Source organism: Flavobacterium sp., from assembly GCF_004211145.1.
In the GTDB taxonomy this organism is placed as follows: domain Bacteria; phylum Bacteroidota; class Bacteroidia; order Flavobacteriales; family Flavobacteriaceae; genus Flavobacterium.
Genome location: NZ_SEBS01000025.1, coordinates 23,466 through 45,533 on the forward strand (window position 1 = coordinate 23,466; position 22,068 = coordinate 45,533).

General features: G+C 47.8%; 22 protein-coding genes. 14 read left to right on the top strand and 8 right to left on the bottom strand.

Annotated elements, in window-relative coordinates; genetic code table 11:
• Positions 1-32 precede the first annotated feature (32 nt).
• A complete protein-coding gene (locus EOO50_RS12175) occupies positions 33-386 on the bottom strand; it encodes a four helix bundle protein (RefSeq protein ID WP_290840507.1) in 354 nt (117 codons plus the stop codon).
• A 129-nt stretch (positions 387-515) separates the two neighbouring features.
• Positions 516-1,334 carry a 3-methyl-2-oxobutanoate hydroxymethyltransferase gene (gene panB, locus EOO50_RS12180; RefSeq protein WP_290840509.1) on the bottom strand — a complete coding sequence of 273 codons (819 nt, stop codon included), beginning with the start codon at positions 1,332-1,334 and terminating at the stop codon, positions 516-518.
• A 337-nt stretch (positions 1,335-1,671) separates the two neighbouring features.
• Here panB and EOO50_RS12185 point away from each other — a divergent pair, with 337 nt between their 5' ends.
• From EOO50_RS12185 to EOO50_RS12235, 11 genes are all read left to right on the top strand, one after another.
• Positions 1,672-2,106 carry a nuclear transport factor 2 family protein gene (locus EOO50_RS12185; RefSeq protein WP_290840511.1) on the top strand — a complete coding sequence of 145 codons (435 nt, stop codon included), beginning with the start codon at positions 1,672-1,674 and terminating at the stop codon, positions 2,104-2,106.
• A gap of 74 nt (positions 2,107-2,180) precedes the next feature.
• Positions 2,181-2,993: an NYN domain-containing protein gene (locus EOO50_RS12190; protein ID WP_290840513.1), complete on the top strand. Its 813-nt coding sequence runs from the start codon at positions 2,181-2,183 to the stop codon at positions 2,991-2,993.
• 37 nt (positions 2,994-3,030) lie between these two features.
• Positions 3,031-4,368, top strand: coding sequence for a sigma-54 dependent transcriptional regulator (locus EOO50_RS12195; protein WP_290840515.1), 1,338 nt, complete (start codon positions 3,031-3,033; stop codon positions 4,366-4,368).
• Positions 4,369-4,525: 157 nt separating this feature from the next.
• A complete protein-coding gene (locus tag EOO50_RS12200) occupies positions 4,526-4,807 on the top strand; it encodes a hypothetical protein (RefSeq protein WP_290840517.1) in 282 nt (93 codons plus the stop codon).
• A gap of 106 nt (positions 4,808-4,913) precedes the next feature.
• Positions 4,914-4,991, top strand: coding sequence for a K(+)-transporting ATPase subunit F (gene kdpF / locus EOO50_RS12205; protein WP_290840564.1), 78 nt, complete (start codon positions 4,914-4,916; stop codon positions 4,989-4,991).
• A 30-nt stretch (positions 4,992-5,021) separates the two neighbouring features.
• Positions 5,022-6,743 carry a potassium-transporting ATPase subunit KdpA gene (kdpA, locus tag EOO50_RS12210; RefSeq protein WP_290840519.1) on the top strand — a complete coding sequence of 574 codons (1,722 nt, stop codon included), beginning with the start codon at positions 5,022-5,024 and terminating at the stop codon, positions 6,741-6,743.
• 6 nt (positions 6,744-6,749) lie between these two features.
• The gene (kdpB, locus tag EOO50_RS12215) at positions 6,750-8,801 is read left to right on the top strand and encodes a potassium-transporting ATPase subunit KdpB (RefSeq protein WP_290840521.1); all 2,052 of its coding nucleotides are present in this window, start codon (positions 6,750-6,752) and stop codon (positions 8,799-8,801) included.
• Between the two features lie 9 nt (positions 8,802-8,810).
• Positions 8,811-9,362, top strand: a complete 552-nt coding sequence (locus tag EOO50_RS12220) for a K(+)-transporting ATPase subunit C (RefSeq protein ID WP_290840523.1) — start codon at positions 8,811-8,813, stop codon at positions 9,360-9,362.
• A 27-nt stretch (positions 9,363-9,389) separates the two neighbouring features.
• Complete coding sequence (locus EOO50_RS12225; RefSeq protein ID WP_290840525.1) at positions 9,390-10,478, top strand: porin; 1,089 nt, start codon at positions 9,390-9,392, stop codon at positions 10,476-10,478.
• The gene (locus EOO50_RS12230; RefSeq protein WP_290840527.1) at positions 10,478-11,602 is read left to right on the top strand and encodes a sensor protein KdpD; all 1,125 of its coding nucleotides are present in this window, start codon (positions 10,478-10,480) and stop codon (positions 11,600-11,602) included. Before EOO50_RS12225 ends, EOO50_RS12230 begins: the two co-directional genes overlap by 1 nt.
• 1 nt (position 11,603) lies before the next feature.
• Positions 11,604-13,322, top strand: coding sequence for an ATP-binding protein (locus EOO50_RS12235; protein WP_290840529.1), 1,719 nt, complete (start codon positions 11,604-11,606; stop codon positions 13,320-13,322).
• 11 nt (positions 13,323-13,333) lie between these two features.
• On the opposite strand, the gene EOO50_RS12240 is transcribed toward EOO50_RS12235, so the two are convergent.
• Both EOO50_RS12240 and EOO50_RS12245 read right to left on the bottom strand, forming a co-directional pair.
• Positions 13,334-13,990, bottom strand: coding sequence for a hypothetical protein (locus EOO50_RS12240; RefSeq protein WP_290840531.1), 657 nt, complete (start codon positions 13,988-13,990; stop codon positions 13,334-13,336).
• On the bottom strand, positions 13,987-14,439 hold the full coding sequence (locus EOO50_RS12245) for an NUDIX domain-containing protein (protein WP_290840533.1): 453 nt from the start codon (positions 14,437-14,439) through the stop codon (positions 13,987-13,989). The genes EOO50_RS12240 and EOO50_RS12245 overlap by 4 nt, the downstream gene beginning before the upstream one ends.
• Positions 14,440-14,542: 103 nt before the next feature.
• Here EOO50_RS12245 and EOO50_RS12250 point away from each other — a divergent pair, with 103 nt between their 5' ends.
• Both EOO50_RS12250 and EOO50_RS12255 read left to right on the top strand, forming a co-directional pair.
• Positions 14,543-15,787 (top strand): NAD(P)/FAD-dependent oxidoreductase, encoded by a 1,245-nt coding sequence (locus EOO50_RS12250; RefSeq protein ID WP_290840535.1) that lies wholly within the window; start codon positions 14,543-14,545, stop codon positions 15,785-15,787.
• Between the two features lie 163 nt (positions 15,788-15,950).
• Complete coding sequence (locus tag EOO50_RS12255) at positions 15,951-16,379, top strand: glycine zipper 2TM domain-containing protein (protein ID WP_290840537.1); 429 nt, start codon at positions 15,951-15,953, stop codon at positions 16,377-16,379.
• A gap of 58 nt (positions 16,380-16,437) precedes the next feature.
• Here the strand turns inward: EOO50_RS12255 and EOO50_RS12260 are convergent, their stop codons facing one another.
• A complete protein-coding gene (locus tag EOO50_RS12260; protein ID WP_290840539.1) occupies positions 16,438-17,775 on the bottom strand; it encodes a GH1 family beta-glucosidase in 1,338 nt (445 codons plus the stop codon).
• Positions 17,776-18,148: 373 nt separating this feature from the next.
• Here EOO50_RS12260 and EOO50_RS12265 point away from each other — a divergent pair, with 373 nt between their 5' ends.
• Positions 18,149-19,150, top strand: coding sequence for a phosphotransferase (locus EOO50_RS12265; protein WP_290840541.1), 1,002 nt, complete (start codon positions 18,149-18,151; stop codon positions 19,148-19,150).
• On the opposite strand, the gene EOO50_RS12270 is transcribed toward EOO50_RS12265, so the two are convergent.
• The 3 genes from EOO50_RS12270 to EOO50_RS12280 form a co-directional block, all read right to left on the bottom strand.
• A complete protein-coding gene (locus tag EOO50_RS12270; protein ID WP_290840543.1) occupies positions 19,142-19,468 on the bottom strand; it encodes a hypothetical protein in 327 nt (108 codons plus the stop codon). The genes EOO50_RS12265 and EOO50_RS12270 overlap by 9 nt on opposite strands.
• 110 nt (positions 19,469-19,578) lie before the next feature.
• On the bottom strand, positions 19,579-21,003 hold the full coding sequence (locus tag EOO50_RS12275) for an L-serine ammonia-lyase (RefSeq protein ID WP_290840545.1): 1,425 nt from the start codon (positions 21,001-21,003) through the stop codon (positions 19,579-19,581).
• Positions 21,004-21,229: 226 nt separating this feature from the next.
• A complete protein-coding gene (locus EOO50_RS12280; RefSeq protein WP_290840547.1) occupies positions 21,230-21,988 on the bottom strand; it encodes an FkbM family methyltransferase in 759 nt (252 codons plus the stop codon).
• Positions 21,989-22,068 lie beyond the last annotated feature (80 nt).

Sequence of the window (22,068 nt, forward strand, 5' to 3'; positions counted from 1 at the left end):
CAGATTTCAGATTGACAGATTGGAATCGGCGATTAATTGACGAGTGTCATTTTGAATTTGTGAGTCATTCTTATAATGTCACGAAGTTTGGTTGTTAAAGATTGAATTTCTAAGTCCGAAATGTAATTCAAATCATGACAAATCAGCAACTGCGTTTCGACTTCATAAGCCGAACCTAGCGAAATTTCGATAAAGCGACAAAAGTCCTTATTTGAACTTCTGGACGAACCTTCGGCGATATTTGACGGAATCGAAACTGCCGCTCTTCGCAACTGATTCATCAATCCGAATTTTTCGACATCAGGAAATGATTGGGTTGTCCGATAAATATCAGTACAAAATTTTCGACTGAGTTTCCAAATCTGTAAATCTCTAAATCTATGCATAGTAAAAGGCGTTTAAAATTGTATATGGCTTGTATTAAACTGGCGTCAATAATCTCAAATCTGTAAATCTGCAATCTGTAAATCTGAAAATCTGAAATCTGTCAATCTGAAATCTGTCAATCTAAAAATCTAATATTGTTCCTTCTCATTCGGAAAATCCCCAGCCTTAACGTCCTCATGGTATTGCGCCAAAGCACCCGTCATGATATCCCACAAATTCGCATAACGACGCAAAAATCGCGGGCTGAATTCGTTGTTCATGCCAAGCATGTCGTGGATCACCAAAACCTGTCCGTCGACGCCACCGCCGGCCCCGATGCCGATCACGGGAATTGAGATACTCTCGGCCACTTTTTTGGCGAGAGCCGCGGGAATCTTTTCGAGCACGACCGCGAAACAACCGATTTTTTCGAGCATTTTCGCATCCTCGACGAGTTGCTCGGCCTCGGCTTCTTCCTTGGCGCGAACCGTATACGTCCCGAATTTATAGATCGACTGGGGCGTCAAACCCAAATGTCCCATAACGGGAACTCCCGCGTTCAGGATTTTCTTGATCGATTCCTTGATTTCGATGCCGCCTTCGAGTTTCAACGCGTGTGCGCCACTTTCCTTCATGACGCGGATAGCCGAACGAAGCGCTTCCTTTGGGTCTGATTGGTAACTCCCGAACGGCAAATCGACCACGACCAAAGCGCGACCCACGGCGCGAACCACTGACGACGCGTGATAAATCATCTGGTCAAGCGTGATCGGCAACGTCGTTTCGTGTCCGGCCATCACGTTCGAGGCCGAATCTCCTACGAGAATCACGTCGACGCCCGCCGTATCGACCATTTTGGCCATCGTAAAATCATAAGCGGTAAGCATTGAAATCTTTTCCCCGTGCGCTTTCATCTCGATCAGCGACTGGGTTGTAATGCGTTTGTAGTCTTTTTTGGCAACTGACATGGTTTGTTTTTTTTAGAGGAATGTAAAGGTAAGGGAATTATGAATTATAAATTATGAATTATGAATTGTGAATTTGATTTGGGCGTTGCGCGGCGAGATAAAAGCTGATCGCATTTATCTCGCCGCGCCGGGCTTTCGGCACTCGCTGTTGCGGCTCATGCTTCGCGCGCAACGAGCTCAAACAACTGCCTCAATCCCTAACGCGGACAGATTCCCAATGTACGTACGTGTAACAAATGATGTATTTTTGCACTAAGTTATATATTCAAAAAGTTTCGGATTTCGGGTCTAGCGTTGTCATGCTAACTCGAAACCCTAAACGCCAAACAAAAAAAACATGAAAAAACTACTCATTCTAGTCACGCTCATCGTTGCCCAAACCACATTCGCCCAAGATATCGCGATCAAGAAAACGATAGAGGATTTCTTCGTCGCCTTCCATGCGAAAGACACGATCGGACTCAAAAAGACGTTCTCGAAAGAATTGGTCCTGCAGTCGATCGCAGAGAAGAAAGAAGGCGCGATAGTTTCGACCGAATCGGTTTCGGGATTTTTGAAATCGATCGGATCGGTGCCCGCCAACGTCAAACTCGAAGAGCGATTGCTGTCGTGGAAGATAGAGCAGGACGGAAGCATGGCGCATGTCTGGACGCCTTACGAATTTTACATCGACGGAAAATTAAGCCACAAAGGCGTGAATTCGTTTTCGTTGTTCAAGGCTGCTGACGGCTGGAAGATCATTTATTGTGTCGATACGCGCAGGTTGCCTTAAGGAGTGCCTGAGTGCCTGAGTCGGATCTTTTCAAAAAAACGAGTACCTTCACGCGGCGACTAAACGCGATTCGGATGAAGCACAACACAATGGAAAAAAACAACTTCAATATAGCCGTTCTCATCGACGGCGACAATGCCCAACCCAAACTTCTGGGCGCTATGCTCGAGGAAGTCTCGAAATACGGAAAAGCCACGATCCGACGCATCTACGGCGACTGGACGATGCAGCAGATGAACGGCTGGAAGGAAATCATAAACGAATATTCGTTCAATCCGGTGCAGAAATTCGCATATACGTCGGGCAAGAATTCCACTGACAGCGCGCTCATCATCGAAGCCATGGACATACTTCACGGCAAGAACATCGACGGTTTCTGCATCGTTTCAAGCGACAGCGATTATACGGGTTTGGCCAAACGCATCCGCGAGGAAGGCATTTTCATGATGGGAATCGGGCAAAAGAAAACCCCGAAAGCATTCGTGCAGTCGTGCGAAATCTTCACGTTCAGCGAAAACATCCTCAACGTGCCACAACTTAAAGGCGCCGCCGAACCTGAAGTCATCGAAGGCGACCTTAAACCTGAAAAACTCGATCTGGCGTTCATCGACAAGGCATTCGACATTTCATCGACCGAGGGCGAAGAAGAAGTCTATATTTCAAAACTCGGCCTTACGCTTCGCAAAATCGACCCGAGTTTCGACCCGCGCGCCTACGGTTTCAAAAGCCTCACGCAATTGTTCCGCAGCCTTCCGACGTATTCGGTCTTGCACAACGAACAGAATCCTATGGTAAAGCGAGAAATCGTCGCGGCAAAACCAAAGCCGTCCAGAAAACTGCGCAACCTTAAAACCAAGCCGAACGACCGTTCGAAAAGCGCCGAATAAAGCGATACTTGCGTAATTTTGCATTAAAATCCAGCAGTTGAAACACATACTGATAATAGACGACGAGGAAAAATTGCGCGGCCTGCTCGCACGCATCATCAAGTCAGAAGGTTTTGAGATTTCTGAGGCCGGCGATTTAAAATCGGGTTTCAAAAAACTGGAATCTTTGGATATCGATGTCGTGCTCTGCGACGTAAAACTTCCCGACGGGAACGGCGTAGATTTCGTTTCCAAGGTAAAAACCGCATTCCCGTTGGTTGAAATCGCATTGCTGACCGCTTTCGGGAAAATTGCCGACGGCGTGCAAGCCATGAAGAACGGCGCGTTCGATTACATCGTCAAAGGCGACGACAACGACAAGATCATCCCGATGCTGTACAAGGCGATCGAAAAAGCCGAACTCCAAAAAAAAATCGGCCAACTCGAAAAGCGCATTTCCGACAAATTCGCGTTCGATACGATCGTCGGGAAATCAAAGGCGTTTGAACAGGCCATCACACTCGCCAAAAAAGTCGCGCCTTCCGATTCGACCGTTTTATTGACAGGCGAAACCGGAACCGGCAAAGAAGTTTTTGCCCAGGCGATCCACGAAAACAGCACCCGAAAAAACAGATCGTTCGTCGCGTTGAACTGTAGCGCGTTCAGCCCAAATATATTGGAGAGTGAAATTTTCGGCTACAAGGCCGGCGCGTTCACGGGCGCGAACAAAGACAAGAAAGGATTTCTCGAAGAAGCTGACGGCGGCACGCTTTTCCTCGATGAGATCGGAGAGATGCCGCTAGAACTCCAGGCCAAAATGTTGCGCGTGCTCGAAACCAGCGAGTATATTCCCGTTGGCGCGACCGTCGCGAAAAAGTCAGATTTCCGATTGATTGCCGCCACGAACCGCGATTTGAAAGCCGAAAGCGACAACCATCGTTTCCGCGCCGATCTGTATTTCCGACTCAACATCTTCGAAATCCATTTGCCGCCATTGCGCGAACGAAAAAAAGATATCGGCGCGCTCGCAAATTTGTTTGTTGCGAAAGCCGGATTGAAGTTGAACAAAACCAATTTGGAACTTTCATCGGAATTCATCGGCAAACTCGAAAATTACAACTGGCCGGGAAACATACGCGAGCTCAAGAACGTGGTCGAACGTTCGGCGATCCTGGCCGACGGGACTATTTTGCAACCTGAAGATCTACCCATCGAACTACAGCATCCGGTACAAACGAACACAGGCTCGATGTCGGCGTTTTCAATGTCGAGTATCGAAAAACTTCATATTCAAAAAGTCTTGAATTACACAAATGGCAACAAAGCTGAAGCTGCAAGACTTCTCGAGATCGGGATCGCAACCTTATATCGCAAAGTCGAGGAATTCGGTTTATGAGCGAATCGTATCATTTTGAGAAAAGCCTATCGTTTTGATAGGCTTTTTTTATGGCCTTATATTCCGTAAACGACGTAGGTTGCTGTTTTTTAGGTCTTTGTGTTTCATTTTGGATTTTGGTATTCCGTTTGGCATAAGCGCGGAAAATCAAAGTAAAATGAGAAATCAAATCACCGACATCCACAGGCAAGCCGAACGTTTCGCCGACGTCACGAAAAGGTCGATCATGACCGGAAACGTAACAAGGGCAAAAAAACTTCTGGCGTACGCCGAAAAGCTTCTGGTCGACGGGAACCAGGAAACCCAAAACGCGATCAGCAACGTCTATGTATTTTCAGTCTCCCTGTTTTTGGAAGTCCGAAAATGCAGCATTTCCAATCTCTTTCCACCGGCGCTCAAAGCCGATTACATCCGTCAGGTCAACGCCTCGGGCATCTAACGAACTAAACCTTATCTCATGATAGACACTATTCTTTTGCTGGCATTGGCCGTCGTGCTTTTTGCCATCTGTTACAAATCGGTTGAATTCTTCGAAAAAATTTGATATGGCAGCACTCTTCATTGTGGCGATAGCGGTTTTCGGCTATCTGGTCTACGTACTCATCAAACCCGAAAAATTCTAATCGGATGAACGTCCAAAACAACAAAAATCAATGACTTCAGAAATTCTTGGTGTCATCGGCATATTCGTGCTGACGATACTGCTCGCGATTCCTCTTGGCCGATATATTGCCAACGTTTTCGGGGGCGAAAAAACGCTTCTCGACCCTATTTTCAATCCGATCGAAAACCTCGTGTTCAAAATTTCGGGTATAGATCCGAACGCCGAAATGAACTGGAAACAATATCTAAAAGCCATGCTCGGCATCAATGCGCTGTGGTTTTTCCTGTGCTTTTTCGTGTTGCTTTTTCAAGGCATTTTGCCTTTAAATCCCGACGGAAACCCGAACATGACAGCCGATCTGGCGTTCAACACCGCGATTTCGTTCGTCGTCAATTGCAACCTGCAACACTATTCGGGTGAGACCGGACTGTCATATCTGGGGCAATTGATGCTCATGTTCCTGCAATTCATGTCGGCCGCCACGGGAATCGCCGTCGCCATCATGGTATATCGCGCGATGAAGGAAAAAACAACCGATGCGCTCGGCAATTTCTTCAGCAACCTGCTTAAAAGTTGCACGAGGATTTTGTTGCCACTTTCAGCAATTGTAGCCATCATCCTTGTCTTCTCAGGAACTCCGATGACGTTCGAGGGCAAAGACCACATCACGACAGTCCAAGGCGAAAGCGTCGAAGTGTCGCGCGGGCCGGCAGCGGCTTTCATCGGAATCAAACACGTAGGTACGAACGGAGGCGGATTTTTCGGCGCCAATTCGTCTCATCCTTTGGAAAATCCTACGTATTTGACGAGTGCCGTCGAACTTTGGGCGCAACTCATCATTCCGTTCGCGATGATTTTCGCACTCGGCTATTATCTCAAAAAGAGACGCTTGTCGTATGTGATTTTCGGCGTGATGACGATCGGTTTCCTGCTCTTGGTAATTCCGACTATGATTTCGGAAATAAACGGAAATCCAGCCATCGAACGCATGGGAATCGCCCAGGCCGACGGAGCGATGGAAGGCAAGGAAGTGCGTTTCGGAACGCCTATGACGGGCTTCTGGAGCATCGCCACGACGGTGATCTCCACGGGTTCGGTAAACGGAATGCACGATTCGACCATGCCGCTTTCAGGCGCGATGCAACTCCTGGCGATGATGGTCAATTGTTTCTATGGCGGCTGCGGCGTCGGGTTTTTGAACTTTTATATTTTCATCATTCTCGCGGTTTTCATTTCAGGCTTGATGGTCGGGCGAACTCCTGAATTTTTAGGCAAGAAGATCGAAGCTCGCGAAGTCAAGATCGCGGCGTTTATTGCGATTTTACATCCGCTGTTGATTTTGTCGGGAACGGCCTTGTCGGCGTACTTCTGCGCGAACGACACCGCGATGGGTTATTGGTTCAGCGGAAACGCGACGGGTTGGCTCAATAATCCGGGGCATCATGGCTTTTCCGAAATGCTGTACGAATACACCTCGAGCGCCGCCAATAACGGTTCGGGTTTCGAAGGTTTGGGCGACAACAATCCGTTCTGGAACGTTTCAACAGGCATAATTCTGTTGCTTTCGCGGTTTATCCCAATCATCGGGCCGCTCGCGATCGCCGGTTTGCTAGCCAACAAAAAGTACATTCCCGAAAGCGCAGGCACATTAAAAACTGACACGACGATTTTCGGCATCATGACCTTCGCCGTCATCGCGATCATCGCGGCATTGTCGTTCTTCCCGGCTTTGGCACTTGGCCCTTTGGCGGAATATTTCACCCTTAAATAACCAAAAATGAATACTACAAAATCAGCATCGTTGTTCGAACCGAAGCAAGTGAAGGAAGCACTCGTGCAATCTTTCGTCAAGCTCAACCCGAGACAGATGTATAAAAACCCGGTAATGTTTACCGTCGAGATCGGAACCGTGATCATGCTCATAGTTTGCGTATCGATTTTACTCGGCGCCCAGGATCAAGGCAGTCTCGGCTACAACATTTTAATATTCCTGATTCTTTTCGCCACGCTGTTGTTCGCGAATTTTGCCGAGGCCATCGCCGAAGCGCGCGGAAAAGCCCAAGCCGACAGTTTGCGCAAAACGCGTGAGGAAACGCCTGCTAGACAGGTTTTGCAAAACGGCGAAATTAAATCAGTAAGTTCATCGGCGCTCAAAAAAGGCGATGTTTTCGTTTGCGAATCGGGTGATCTGATCGCGACCGACGGCGAAATCATAGAAGGTCTGGCTACGATCGACGAAAGCGCGATCACCGGCGAAAGCGCGCCCGTTATCCGCGAGGCCGGAGGCGACAAGTCATCGGTTACGGGCGGGACGAAAGTATTGTCGGACAAGATAAAAGTCATGGTCACATCGGAACCGGGCGAAAGTTTTCTCGATAAGATGATTGCACTCGTCGAAGGTGCGAGCCGTCAAAAAACCCCGAACGAGATCGCTTTGACGATTTTACTTGCCGCGTTCACGATCATTTTCGTTATCGTATGCATTACGCTCAAACCGTTCGCCGATTACGCCCGAACACCGATCACGATCGCGGCCTTCATCTCGCTTTTCGTATGCCTGATCCCGACGACGATCGGCGGTTTGCTTTCGGCAATCGGAATCGCGGGAATGGATCGCGCACTTCGGGCGAACGTAATCACAAAATCGGGAAAAGCGGTTGAAACCGCGGGCGACATCGACGTGTTGTTGCTCGATAAAACGGGAACGATCACGATTGGGAACAGGAAAGCCACGAATTTTTATCCGACGAATGGCGTTTCGTTCCACGATTTCGTCGAAGCCGCGGTATTGAGTTCGTTGGCCGACGACACGCCCGAAGGAAAATCGATCCTCGAATTGTCGGAAACCATGAAAGACGACGTCAATATCGATTTGGCAAAACTTACGCAAACCATTTCTGAAATTATCAAATTCACGGCTGAAACGAGGACGAGCGGCGTGATCTTATTGGATAAGACCGACATCCGGAAAGGCGCACAGGATGCGGCGCGTAACATCGCTGCCTCGGCCGGAAATGACTTTCCTGAAGACACATCGGCCAAAGTCATCGAAATTTCTTCGAACGGTGGAACGCCTTTGGTCGTGCTCAAAAACAAAAAAGTTTTGGGTGTGATCGAATTGCAGGATATCATCAAACCGGGCATGAAGGAACGCTTCGACCGACTTCGCAAAATGGGCGTAAAAACCGTGATGGTTACGGGCGACAACCCGCTGACTGCGAAATTCATCGCCGAGAAAGCAGGCGTCGACGATTTCATAGCCGAGGCAAAACCCGAAGACAAGATGAACTACATAAAAGCCGAGCAACAAGGCGGCAAGCTCGTCGCGATGATGGGCGACGGAACGAACGACGCGCCCGCTTTGGCCCAGGCCGATGTCGGCGTAGCGATGAACTCGGGAACCCAAGCCGCCAAAGAAGCCGGAAATATGGTCGATCTCGACAACGACCCGACCAAGCTCATCGAGATCGTCGAAATCGGGAAACAGTTATTGATGACGCGAGGAACGCTTACCACATTTTCGATAGCGAACGATGTCGCCAAATATTTTGCCATCGTTCCCGCGCTTTTCATCACGGCAATCCCGGCGTTGCAAGGTTTGAATATCATGCGGTTGCATTCGCCCGAAAGCGCGATCCTTTCGGCGGTGATCTTCAACGCGATCATTATCCCGATCTTGATTCCGCTGGCGTTGCGCGGCGTCGATTACAAACCGATAGGGGCGAGCGCGATCCTGAAACGCAACCTGTTGATCTACGGGCTTGGCGGGATCATTATCCCGTTCATTGGAATCAAGGTCATTGATTTACTGGTTTCCTTATTCTTTTAAAATCACAAAATGAAAAATATAGCATCCATCATCAAATTATCGCTCGTGTGCATTGTGCTTTTCGCGGCGATCTATCCACTTGCGATTTACGGGATCGCGCAAATGGCGCCGAATAACGGCAAAGGGGAAACGGTTTCCAGGAACGGGAAAGTCGTCGGTTATAAATTAATCGGCCAGAAATTTGACCAATCGCAGTATTTCTGGAGCCGACCGTCGGCTGTCGATTACAACGCGGCCAGCAGCGCCGGAAGCAACAAAGGCCCGGGCAACGAGGAATATCTTGCCGTCGTTCAAAAGCGCATCGATACGTTTTTGGTCGTGCATCCGTATTTGAAGAAGTCCGAAATCCCATCGGACATGGTCACGGCTTCGGGCAGCGGGCTCGATCCTGATATTTCGGCCCAAGGCGCGTTAATCCAGGTAAAACGCGTGGCTGATGTCCGAAAAATAGACGAAGCGAAAGTGCGCCGCCTCGTCGAATCGAAAATCTACAAACCCGTTTTGGGAACTGTAAAAGTAAACGTGCTCGAACTGAATCTGGCGCTCGACGAATTGAAATAATCCAAAAAATACTTCATACATTACATCATGAAAAAATTGATCATCGGCACGTTTTTGACTGCCGGAATCCTTTCGACATCGGCCCAGGAAACCGAAACCAAAGCAGCACCGAACCCTTTCACGTTTTCAGGTTATCTCGAAGCGTATTACAGCTATGATTTCGGAGAACCCGACAATCATACGCGTCCCGGTTTCATTTACAGTCATAACCGGCATAACGAGGCGAACCTGAATATCGGATTCCTGAAGGCCAACTACACTAAAAACAATGTGCGTGGGAACCTTGCGATCATGGCAGGAACGTACGCCGAATACAATCTCGCCGCCGAACAGGATTTGCTGCAACACGTCTTCGAAGCCAATGTCGGCGTAAAACTTTCCAGAAACCACAATCTTTGGGTCGATGCTGGAATCATGCCGTCCCACATTGGTTTTGAAAGCGCGATCGGCAAAGATTGCCAAACGTTGACGCGCAGTATTCTGGCCGACAATTCGCCGTATTATGAAGCCGGAGTGAAAATCGGTTATACCTCGAAAAGCGAGAAATGGTATCTGGCCGCGATGTATTTGAACGGTTGGCAGAGAATCCGGAAAATCGACGGTAACCAGACGCCAGCGTTCGGAACTCAAATTACATTCAAACCGAATGCGAAAACAGTATTGAACTGGAGCACGTACATCGGGAATGAACAACCGGATACGATCCGAAAATGGCGTTATTTCAACAATTTCTACGGACAGTTCAAAGTTTCCGAAAAGGTGAACCTGACGGCAGGTTTCGACATCGGTGCCCAGCAATCGGAATACGGAAGCGGCGATTACGACATTTGGTATTCGCCCGTTTTCATCGCCCAATTCAAGCCGACCGAAAAAATCCAACTGGCCGCGCGCGCCGAATATTACCAGGACAAACAAGGCGTGATCATCGCGACCGGAACCGAGAACGGTTTCAAGACCTGGGGATTTTCAGCCAACTTCGATTACCTGCCCGCAAGTAACGTAATGTTGCGATTTGAAGCTCGAACGTTGAACGGCAAAGACGACATTTTCCTGCAAAACGACAATTCTACAAACAATAATGTGTTCCTCACGACAGCTTTGGCTATTTCGTTTTAATGAGTGATAAAGAGCAAAACGTCAAGCATTTCCTTGACCTGATCCAAAAATCCCGACGCGGGAAATTTAAGGTCTACATCGGTATGAGCGCCGGCGTAGGCAAGACGTTTCGCATGCTCCAGGAAGCGCACACGTTGCTGCGGAATGGTATCGATGTGAAAATCGGGTATATCGAGACGCATCATCGAAAGGAAACGCACGAATTGCTAGCAGGGCTTCCGGTAATTCCGCGTCGGAAATTATTTTATAAGGGCAAGGAACTCGAAGAACTGGATTTGCAGGCGATCATCAATTTGCGGCCAGAAGTCGTGATTGTTGATGAACTCGCGCACACGAACATCGAAGGCAGCAAGAATGAGAAGCGGTGGCAGGACGTCTTGGAAATTCTGGATGCGGGAATCAATGTGATTTCGGCCGTGAACATCCAGCACTTGGAAAGCCTCAACGAAGATGTGAAACAGATTACGGGAATTGAAGTCAAGGAACGCATTCCTGACAACGTGCTGCGGTTGGCCGATGAAGTCGTGAACATCGATCTGACGTCAAGCGAGCTCATCGACCGTTTGAAGGAAGGCAAAATTTACACGCCCGACAAAATCCCATCGGCGCTCAATAATTTCTTCAAATCGGAACAAATCCTGCAATTGCGTGAATTGGCGCTCAAGGAAGTTGCGAGCCAAGTCGTGCGAAAGGTCGAAAACGAGTTGCCGCAATTGGCGTCGCATCGGCAGGAAAAGTTGCTCGCCTGTATCTCGAGCAATGATAAGACCGCCAAGATCGTGATCCGCAAGACTGCGCGTTTGTCGAGTTATTACAACAGCAAATGGTACGTTTTGTATGTGGAAACGCCAAAGGAAAGTTCTGACAGGATCGCTCTCGACAAACAACGCCATTTGATCAATAATTTCAAGTTGGCCGTCGAACTCGGGGCCGAAGTCATCCGCGTCAAAAAAGATCGAATTACCGACGGCATCCTCGAGGCGACCAAAGAAAAAGGCATCACGACGGTGTGCATCGGGAAACCTCACTTAAATTTGCTCAAGATAATTTGGTCGACGACTGTTTTCAATTCGCTGTTGACGAATTTGTCCTCATCGAACATCGACCTCGTAATCCTTTCTTGATATGAAAATCAAAACCAAACTGAACTTAGGCGTCGGGCTTTTGTGTTTATCGATATTGGTGCTCACCATCGTGAGTTCATTCTATGTTTTTTCGATCAAAAAGGACACCCAAAACATATTGACGGCGAACTACAATACGCTCGAATATTCACGAAATATGCTGTTGGCGCTCGATAAAATGGGAAATGGAGGCGATTCGGCTGTTGATGATTTCGAGGAAAATCTGTCCAAACAAGTGAAGAATATCACCGAAGCGGGCGAGGATTTGGTCACGAACGACATCCAAAAAAAATTCATCGACCTGAAGGCCAGACCGCAGGATGTCGTGATACGCGCCGAAATCCGTCAGGATATTTTCGAGATCATGAAGTTGAACATGAATGCGATCAAGGGTAAAAGCGAAATCGCGAATACGACTGCAGAAACAGGGAATCTTTGGATTTCGATCACGGGTTGCCTGTGTTTTTTGATCGCTTTCAATCTGCTCGTCAACCTTCCGAACAATATCGCGAATCCGATCCTCGAATTGACTGAAAGTATCAAGGCGATCGCCAATAAGAACTATTCGGAACGCGTGCATTTTGAAAATCAGAATGAATTCGGCGAACTGGCGCGCTCGTTCAACACCATGGCCGAAAAACTCGAAGAATACAACAACAGCAATCTATTTAAACTTTCGCTCGAGAAAAAACGCTTGGAAACGTTGATCGACAACATGCACGATCCCGTGATCGGATTGGACAATAACGGCCGCATTTTGTTCGCCAATAACGAGGCTTTGAAGATTTCGGGATTGGGAAAAGAGGACGTTATCGGGAAATCGGCCCATGACGTTTCGTCGAGTAACGACCTAATGCGCGATATTTTTCAAAACTCCCAATCGGAGTCGAAACTCATGAAGATTTTCGCCGACGGAAAGGAAAGTTATTTTGAAAAAGAAGCTTTCGGGATCACGATCGTTCCAACGGGAGAAGAAAATCCGGTTAAGATAGGCGACGTGTTGATACTTCGGAACGTGACGATATTCAAGGAACTCGATTTTGCGAAGACGAATTTTATCGCGACGGTTTCACACGAGCTCAAAACGCCGATAGCCTCGGTAAAACTCAGCCTGAATCTTCTTGAAAATCCCGACACTGGCGAAATAAACGAAGATCAGCGACAACTCATCCACAGCATTAAGGACGACGCCCAACGATTGCTTAGGATTACAAGTGAACTTTTGGAACTTTCGCAGGTTGAAACCGGAAAGATACAGCTCGATATACGGGAAAGCGATCCTTATGGAATCATCGAATATGCGGTCGATGCGGTAAAAATCCAATCGGACCAAAAGCAAATACGGCTTTTTTCGGAAGCGCAAGACAATCTTCCCAAAATCAAGGCCGACGCTGAAAAAACATCATGGGTTTTGATCAATTTCCTTACGAACGCCATTCGTTATTCACTGGATGGAAGCGAAATAAAGATTTCGGTAAATCAGGTGGACGACGACGTAAGATTCGAGGTCATCGATTCGGGCAAAGGCATCGATAAGCGCTACGTCCCGAAGATTTTTGACAAATATTTCCAAGTTCCGGGAAGCCATAAAACGGGTACTGGATTGGGTTTGGCGATAAGCAAGGAATTCATTGAGGCGCAAGGCGGATCGGTAGGCGTGGAAAGCCAGCTTGGCATGGGAAGCAGTTTCTATTTTAGCTTGAAACGATTTGATGCTTAGACGAAAAGCGTTCACTCTACAAAAAAAACTCGGTTTCGAATTGCATCCTTCCTGATCTGTCGGATCGCAAAAAAAAGCAACAGCAAATACGCGATGACCACGGGAAAATAAATGGAAATGAAATTTTTGATCTCCGACGCCCAATCCTGCGAAGGTTGTATTTCGACCACATCATTCCCGAATGAAAAACCGCCACAACCAAGCGTTCGGACATATTCGTGTTTCACTTGGGGGCGCGGCCTGGGGTTGACGACGGTGATCTCGCTGCCGTCCACGAGATAAATGGGAATGTCCTCTATCGCGAAAATATCGAGCACTCGTATGAACGTCCAATATTTTGCCTTGTCCGAAAAATGGAATTTCAAGCCGCTCGACATATCTTTTGACGCTTTGAAGTTGCGCACGGTTATGTGAGCTTTTCGGCATTCAAGCGAATCGGCGGCGTCGTTTCCCGTGAGATAAATGTGCGTGAAGGTTATGCTTTTCGTACGCGTTTCCCAATCCTTGCGTATCTGGTTGTCAAATTCGGTGTCGCCGATGAGACTTAAATCCATCGAATTGTAATTCACGAACGCCTTTCGCTGGTACATGAATAAAATTGCCAATAAAGGCAGCAGGACAAGGCTGATCAAACCCGGCGTGTAAAATGAAAGGCGACGATGCTTCATAACGATTGTCTTATCTGTTCGATGAAGTCGCGTTGGGCTTCGTTTATTTTTTCGAGCGCCGGTCCTGTTTCGAGCCACGCCGCCTTGTCGACTTCGGGAATCATGAGTTTCCTGCCGGTTCTTGGCGGCCATTCGATTTCGAATTCGTTGCTCGTTATGTTTTCGCTGTCGACGAATTTTTCCAGCGCCCAAGCCCAAACTTTCTTGCCCGATTTTAAGGTCACGGCTCGAAGTTCGAAAAACGCGTCGTCAGGGTCGAGTTTGTGTCCCGTTTCCTCGAAGAATTCCCGGATAGCGGCGAGCAACGGATCTTCGTCGCTCGTGAATTCTCCTTTCGGGATCGACCACGCGCCCAAATCCTTGTTTTTCCAAAACGGTCCGCCGGGATGTACGAGGAAGAACCGCAACGGTGATTTTTGGTACAATAGAATTCCTGCGCTTTGTTTCATCGGACGAAATTGACAATCACTAAGATACGTTTTTGAGTGATTCGAATTCGTTGATTGGTGTGCGTATTTGTCACAAAATCGTAACTTCGGGGAAAGCATTTCCATGAGAGTAATCGTCGTCGGCGCGGGAGCCGCAGGTTTGATGTCGGCAAACATATTGTCCAAAAAAGGCTGCGATGTCGTTTTGCTCGAGGCCGGCGATCGTATCGGCGGACGAATCCATACGTTGACGCCTCCGGGATTTTCGAACCACGTCGAGGCCGCCGCCGAATTCATCCACGGGAAATTGCCGCTCACGTTGCAACTGATGAAGAAGGCGAAACTCGAAGTCGTTCCCGCAACCGGAAAAATGTACCGATCGAAAAACGATAAAATAGATTCGAACTTCGGGAATTCGAAAGCGTGGAGCGAATTTTACGAAGCGCTTTTTGATTTGAAAAGAGATTGTTCGCTTCAGGAATTGCTCGACCTTAGATTTTCGGCGAAAAAATATGCGACGTTGCGCAACGAGGCGATCGACATGGCGCAAGGACTCGATTTGGGCGAGCCCGGGAAGTTGTCGCTTTTCAATGTGCGAGAAGAATGGACGTCCCAAGAAATGCAATATCGTCCGGTTTCAGGTTACGCGCCGCTTTTGGAATTCATCAGCAACGATTCGGATCTCGGGAAACGCCAACTTCACTTCAACGAGAAGGTGTCGCGAATCGAATGGCAGCGAGGATTCGTGAAAGCGATCACGGCGACAGACGTTTTCATTGCCGACGCGATTGTCGTTACCGTTCCGATTTCAGTCTACCATAATAACGAGATGGAATTCTCTCCGGAAATACCGCAATTGAAACTTTTCGACGACATCGGGTTCGGGGAAGTCATCAAGATCGCGCTCGAGTTCGACACGATGTTCTGGGAGGAGAAATACGCCGATCTGGGATTTTTGTTTACCGAAGCGGGATTCACGTTCTGGACGCAATTGTCGCAGCATAAACCGTTGCTCATCGCATGGATCGGAAACGCCGACGCTTCAAGTTACGACTCGATTGCCGACGAGGAAATGATCGAACGATCGGTTTCGGAATTGGAAAAGACGTTCGGAAACATCGCCCGGGATTCTTTTCGCGTGGGGAAAGTATTTCGGTTCACAAAGAAATCCCCAACGAAAGGCGGCTATTCGTGGTTCACGACCAAGAGCAGATCGGCAGTCGCCAAACTCAACCGCGGCATCGACTCCACGATCTATTTTGCGGGAGAGGCGCTCGAACCGAAAGGCGATAACGCGACCGTCGAAGCCGCACTCCAAAGCGGACGTCACGTCGCCAACAAAATCCTTCGCTCAAGCAAGCACACATAATGTCATCAAAAAACGATTCGTCCAACCGACCTCAAACCAAGCCTAAAGCTTACAGCCTAAAGCATAAAGCAAAAACTCGTTTACAAAACTTAACCGAAATTATATAACAACCGCGCTTTCCGCATCCCATAACTTTGCTTCATAACCATAAAAAGCATATAAGATGAAAAGGATAGCCATAATTTTGATAGCCGCCATATCATTCGTTTCGTGTAAGGACACAGCCGCTGAGCAAGCGAGAATGGATCAGCAACAAGAACTCGATTCGTTGAAATTGGTGATGGAACAGCAGGCGCAGCAACAACGGACAATTGATTCGATGAACGCGATCGCCGCAGCCCGTGAAGCCGAAGCCAGACGTGTGGCCGCAAACAACAACGCCGCAGCCGCGTCACCTGCCGCAGCCGCCGAACAAAAGAAAAAGGGGATGAGCGGAGCCGCAAAAGGAGCCTTGATCGGAGCGGGAGCCGGAGCGATTACGGGAGCGCTAGTCGACAAGAAAGGGCCTGAGGGCATAATCGTCGGGACACTTGGTGGTGCCGCGGTCGGTGCCGGGACAGGAGCCGTAATCGACGACAGAAAGAAGAAATAACCTGATTGCAAATAGATGGAAAAACGGGATTCTGAAAAGAGTTCCGTTTTTTTGTGCGTTATCGCGACAGGAAGTCGGCGTACCAATGGCCTGAATTCTTGACGATGCGACGCTGGGTTTCGAAATCGACATGGACGAGCCCGAACTTCGGTCGGCAACCTTCGGCCCATTCGAAATTGTCGGTCAATGTCCAAACGAAGTAACCGTTCACGTCGACGCCTTCGGTTTTCGCGCGATGCAATTGTTCGATGTGATCCTTGATGTAACGCTCCCGGTCGAAATCGTAAATCTTTCCGTTGACGATCACGTCCTGGAATGCCGCGCCGTTTTCAGTAACGATAATTCGCGGAATGTTTTCGTACGATGAGAATTTCTTGAGCAGACGATACATCGAATCGGGAAAGACTTCCCAGCCCATTTCGGTAAACGACACATTGCGTTTGGCGGCGGGAATCAATTTTGCCTTCATATATGGCGTGAACAGCGAGTGTTTTACGATTTCGCGCGTGTAACATTGTAGTCCGATGAAGTCGAAATCGAACGCCATGTTTTTTGCGTCGTCGGGATGTGCGAAGGCGTTGATCTTGTTGAGGATCGGCAAGTCATCCGTCGGATAACCCAGACCCAACAACGGTTCGATGAAGGCGCGATTGAGTAACGTATCGACGCGTTCGGCGGCAAGTATGTCTCTCCGGATTTGAGAATTCGGTTCGATATGCGTACACGAAAACGTGGTTCCTATGTTGGCGCCGGGCAATTCTTTTCGAAATACGGTTCCCGCCGATGCCGTTGCCAACGTCGCGTGATGCATCGCTTTCAAAAAGTTCGTCAGGCCGCGTTTTCCTGGAGCGTGGATTCCCAGGAAATAGCCTCCGCCCGTAAACACCGACGGTTCGTTCATCACCATCCAATTTTTCACGCGGTCGCCGAAATGCCGTGCGCAAATAGCCGCGTAATCGGAAAACCAATTTACGATGTCGCGGTTCGTCCAGCCGCCTTTCATCTCGAGTTCAAGAGGCAAATCCCAATGATACAGCGTAACCCACGGATCGATGTTCTTCTCGAGCAGCGAATCGATAAGCCTGTCGTAGAACGCGATTCCCTTTGGATTCACGGGACGCGTGCCGCTCGGATAGATTCGCGGCCAACTCAATGAAAACCGATAGTTCGGGATATTCATCTGGTTTATCAGGTCGATGTCGCGGTTCGGATTCGAATAGAAATCGCAGGCCGTCCTTGAAAAATGGGCGTCTTTTATGTTTTTGTTCGAGGTCGTGAATTCGTCCCAAATGGAGCTGCCTTTGCCGTCGGCGTCGTGGGCGCCCTCGATTTGGAATGCGGCCGTGGAAACTCCCCAATGGAAATTTTCACCAAAGTCTGATCGGTTCAATCGCATCGACCGATCAATGCATGAATGAAGATTGCATGGCTTTGCGGACAAGCCAGTTGCGCAGGAATGGCGGTAAGAATCGAAGCAAAAGTGTCATCGCTTTTTTTTGGAAAGGTAAGGCGATGTGTTTTTTTGGGCGTGATGGGAAAGTTATTAAATGGTTAACGGCGTTTGGTTGACAGTCCAAATAGATTGTTTCAGTTTTTCATCTTATTTTTTTTTGCAACGGATTTCGTAACATTTTTATTTTTTCGATTTTTTTGTCACAAATCTGTTGCATTTTATTTTTTTATCAAAATGTGCAACAGATAATTTGGTTGTCATTTTTCGCAAACATTTGATTCTGACAAAAACTTATCTTCGCAGCCAATTCCCGCACATGAAAAATCAATTCCCGACGATTTCCGCAACGACTTCAACTTTATCCGAAACCGAACTCGAAGCATTTGCCATCGGAAAATATAACCTTGATAAAAACACGAAATGCAAATTGTTCCGAACGGGAATCAACCACACGTATATGCTTTCGAATGATTCGGTAAAATACGTATTGCGCGTTTATTTTCTGGATTGGAAATCAGAGTTGGAGATTTCGGAGGAACTGGATTTGTTGCGGATGCTCGATGCGCATGGAATCGGCGTTTCGATTCCTGTTTCGGATACTTTCGGAAATTTTATCCAAGCGATAAATGCGCCCGAAGGACTTCGATTCGCGGTGCTTTTTACATTCGGAGAAGGCGAAAAGATCCGGTTTTTGGATGATGCGACTTGCACGACGATCGGTTCAACGATGGCGAAAATGCACAATGTTACGATCGGCGAGAAAGTGAAGCGAATCGATTTTGACGAAAATGCGCTTTTGCTTTCGGCTTATGAAAAAATCAAAACGATATTTCCTGGGGAATTGCCCGAGATGAATTACGTGAAAGAAAAGGTGATGGAAATTTCCGATGTTTTAGTGTCGGACAAATTTTCAAATCTTCCCAATGGAATCGTTCATCTCGACATTTGGTACGACAACATGAATGTCAAAAGTCAAAATGACATTACGATTTTTGATTTCGACAATTGCGGAAACGGAGCATTGATGCTTGATGTCGCGTACTTTTGCAAGCAGTTGTTTCACATTGAAACCGATAAAGAAGTGTACGAACGCAAGGTGAAGAGTTTTTTAGTCGGTTATGAAAAACATCGGAGATTATCGCAACAGGAATTGTCGAAAATCCCCGAATCAGGCGCCGCGATTTTCATCTATTACCTGGGAATGCAGGCGAGCCGATTCGATTGGTCGAATATTTTCCTTTCTGAAAACTACTTGAAAATGTATACCGGGAGAATCAAATCCTGGTTGGAATATGAGCATTCCAAATCTTTAATTTGATTGACGCTGCTTTTTCAATCGGCGTTTTTCACCCTTTTTCCAAACCAATTGGCACGCGACGATTCCCAAAAACGTGAGGAACAGGAAAATGGCAAGCGTGAAAAAAGTGGTGTGCGGCATTAGGCTTCGCACGTGTTCGATCTTGGCTTCGACGTCGAGCATTTTCGGCGCCGCGACGAGCAACGCAATCTCGAAAATCGCATTAACTCTGGTGATTGCGGCATATGGTGTTTTGACGCGACCGGCGATGCTGAAACTTCCTAAAATGAGTTGGCTTGCGACAGGCAATAGCAGGATGACAACGACTATACTGAACATGATACGGTGGTTTTTGGTTGATTTCAGAAAAACGATTTTGCGAAAGGAGCGCAAAATCATACCGTTAAGTTACGAAATTAGGTTGTCGGTTATCTTCGTCGGATTGCCAATTAACAGTCGGCCATATTGACTGCGATTGCGAGCCCGCCTTCAGACGTTTCCTTGTATTTCGCATTCATGTCCTGGGCCGTTTTCCACATCGTGTCGACGACTTTGTCGAGTGGCACTTTCGCGTTTTTGGCATCGGTTTCGAGTGCGAGTTCGGCTGCGTTTATGGCTTTGATCGCGCCCATCGTATTGCGTTCGATGCACGGAATCTGAACCAATCCGCCAATCGGGTCACACGTCAGTCCAAGGTGATGTTCCATCGCGATTTCGGCCGCCATCAAGACTTGGTCGGGCGTTCCACCGAGCAGTTCCGTAAGCGCCGCGGCTGCCATCGCCGACGAAACTCCGATTTCAGCCTGACATCCGCCCATTGCAGCTGATATCGTCGAACCTTTCTTGAAAATACTCCCGATTTCACCGGCGACCATCAGGAATTTCTTGACGTGCTCATTGGTAGCCGTGTGGTTTTCGATGACCATGTAATACATCAAAACGGCGGGAATTACGCCGGCACTACCATTTGTCGGCGCAGTGACGACGCGGCCTAGCGACGCATTGACTTCGTTCACGGCAAGCGCGAAACAGCTTACCCATTTCAATATCTGTCGGAACTTGACTTCGGTTTTTCGGATCGATTCGAGCCATTCCTGAGGATTGCTATAGTTCGCGAGTCCGATCAGGTTTTGGTGCATGTCGAACGCGCGACGCCTCACGTTCAATCCGCCCGGAAGAATGCCTTCAGAGTGACAACCGATGTACATGCATTCGAGCATGGTGTTCCAAATGCGCATCAATTCGTCGTGGATGTCCTGTTCGGCGCGCATCGATTTCTCGTTTTCGTACACGATTTCAGAAATGCTTTTATCGAGGTCGGTGCAATAAACGAGAAGCTCGTTGGCTTTTTGGATCGGATAGGGGAAAGCGCATTTTATCTGCTCTTTCATCTTGGCGTTCGGTCGGTCTTCCTTGACGACGAATCCGCCGCCGATGGAATAGAACGTCGATTCATATTCGTGGTTCTCGAAATACGCCGTGAATTTCAATCCATTTGCGTGGAATGGCAGGAAATCCTTGTGGAAGACGATGTCGGCGAAAAATGAAAATGGAATTACGATTTCGTTTCCGAGCTTGATTTCGCGCGTTTCTTCAATCTTTTTTATGATGCCCGAGATATTTTCGACGGGAATATATTCAGGATCCTGGCCCGACAGTCCAAGCATGACGGCGAGATCGGTCGCGTGGCCTTTGCCGGTCAGGGAAAGTGATCCGTAGAGATCGACTTTGACGCGTTCGGTTTTGTGGAGTAGATTTTCAGACCGAAGTTCGGCAAGGAAACGCTCAGCCGCGCGCCAAGGCCCGAGTGTGTGCGAACTCGACGGTCCGACGCCGATCTTGAGCATGTCGAAAACAGAGATGCATTCTTCCATTAGTAGGTAATTTGTGCAAATATAATAACGAAACAAACTAAAACGATTTCGTTTTTGCGAATTGGCGGTAAATAAAAAGTCAATTTTGGGGATTGCGCAAAAGTCAGGTCGTCGACATGGAAATTATTGCGCCGTTGTGGCGATGTTTAGACGAAAATAGATTGTCGTTCGATTTCAACCGGATGTCATAAACTTCCTAGGGCAGGATTTTCTGATTTCTGGCGAATCAATTATCCGGCGTGACTTGATTGTAAACTACGACGTTTTCCATCTGAATCAAAAACTTATATTTCGCGTAGCTTTCATGAACCGCATGGAAAAATGGTTGGGCGCAGCCGTCTTCCATCCAGTCGTGCAATTCGATGGTAATCATTTTGATTTTTCGCATCCACGATTGGTAATTATCGGAAAAAAGTTGCTTTTCGCTGGTTTCGATGTCAATCTTGAACAGGTCGATGGTTGCACGATTATATTTCTCGATGAGTGTCGGGACCGAAATAGCCGCAATGGTCCCGATCTCCAACGATTCCTCGACGACCATTCCCCATTTCCCCGAATCGTATTTGTCATAGACACGCAGTTTCGTATCCTTATCCCAAAGACCCGCGTTTTCAAAATGGACATTCGGATACGGCGACAGGTTTTTCTTGAGCAGTTCGAAATTTTCAGGATCGGGTTCGATACAGATTATCGTCGCGTCGGGAAATTGGTTTGCCATCCGAATTGCGAACAAACCGACGTTTGCGCCTGCGTCGATGATCGTCCGCGTTGCCTTTGGAATGGGCATTTCATACGAATTTTCGAGAAATACCTGGACGAACGTAGGGACGTCTGAAAGATGATTGCGCAATTCGAACGGATGTTTTATACCCGGTATCGAAATCGATTTGGTAGTGCCGAGCCAAAATTTTAGACTTATTCCGCAACCTTTTAAAAATCCATATTTAAGAACAGATAGAATCAGGATTTTTATTTTGCGCTTCATATACTTTGTTTTTCGATAATGTAATGATAGTCAATTATTTTCGAGACAGAACTAAACTGCGAATTTTCTTTTGATGTCAA

Coding starts and splice junctions, on each gene's coding strand:
- EOO50_RS12175 (WP_290840507.1), bottom strand. CDS start 386: ATGCATAGATTTAGAGATTTACAGATTTGGAAACTCAGTCGAAAATTT.
- panB (WP_290840509.1), bottom strand. CDS start 1,334: ATGTCAGTTGCCAAAAAAGACTACAAACGCATTACAACCCAGTCGCTG.
- EOO50_RS12185 (WP_290840511.1), top strand. CDS start 1,672: ATGAAAAAACTACTCATTCTAGTCACGCTCATCGTTGCCCAAACCACA.
- EOO50_RS12190 (WP_290840513.1), top strand. CDS start 2,181: ATGAAGCACAACACAATGGAAAAAAACAACTTCAATATAGCCGTTCTC.
- EOO50_RS12200 (WP_290840517.1), top strand. CDS start 4,526: ATGAGAAATCAAATCACCGACATCCACAGGCAAGCCGAACGTTTCGCC.
- kdpF (WP_290840564.1), top strand. CDS start 4,914: ATGGCAGCACTCTTCATTGTGGCGATAGCGGTTTTCGGCTATCTGGTC.
- kdpA (WP_290840519.1), top strand. CDS start 5,022: ATGACTTCAGAAATTCTTGGTGTCATCGGCATATTCGTGCTGACGATA.
- kdpB (WP_290840521.1), top strand. CDS start 6,750: ATGAATACTACAAAATCAGCATCGTTGTTCGAACCGAAGCAAGTGAAG.
- EOO50_RS12220 (WP_290840523.1), top strand. CDS start 8,811: ATGAAAAATATAGCATCCATCATCAAATTATCGCTCGTGTGCATTGTG.
- EOO50_RS12225 (WP_290840525.1), top strand. CDS start 9,390: ATGAAAAAATTGATCATCGGCACGTTTTTGACTGCCGGAATCCTTTCG.
- EOO50_RS12230 (WP_290840527.1), top strand. CDS start 10,478: ATGAGTGATAAAGAGCAAAACGTCAAGCATTTCCTTGACCTGATCCAA.
- EOO50_RS12235 (WP_290840529.1), top strand. CDS start 11,604: ATGAAAATCAAAACCAAACTGAACTTAGGCGTCGGGCTTTTGTGTTTA.
- EOO50_RS12240 (WP_290840531.1), bottom strand. CDS start 13,990: ATGAAGCATCGTCGCCTTTCATTTTACACGCCGGGTTTGATCAGCCTT.
- EOO50_RS12245 (WP_290840533.1), bottom strand. CDS start 14,439: ATGAAACAAAGCGCAGGAATTCTATTGTACCAAAAATCACCGTTGCGG.
- EOO50_RS12250 (WP_290840535.1), top strand. CDS start 14,543: ATGAGAGTAATCGTCGTCGGCGCGGGAGCCGCAGGTTTGATGTCGGCA.
- EOO50_RS12255 (WP_290840537.1), top strand. CDS start 15,951: ATGAAAAGGATAGCCATAATTTTGATAGCCGCCATATCATTCGTTTCG.
- EOO50_RS12260 (WP_290840539.1), bottom strand. CDS start 17,775: ATGCGATTGAACCGATCAGACTTTGGTGAAAATTTCCATTGGGGAGTT.
- EOO50_RS12265 (WP_290840541.1), top strand. CDS start 18,149: ATGAAAAATCAATTCCCGACGATTTCCGCAACGACTTCAACTTTATCC.
- EOO50_RS12270 (WP_290840543.1), bottom strand. CDS start 19,468: ATGTTCAGTATAGTCGTTGTCATCCTGCTATTGCCTGTCGCAAGCCAA.
- EOO50_RS12275 (WP_290840545.1), bottom strand. CDS start 21,003: ATGGAAGAATGCATCTCTGTTTTCGACATGCTCAAGATCGGCGTCGGA.
- EOO50_RS12280 (WP_290840547.1), bottom strand. CDS start 21,988: ATGAAGCGCAAAATAAAAATCCTGATTCTATCTGTTCTTAAATATGGA.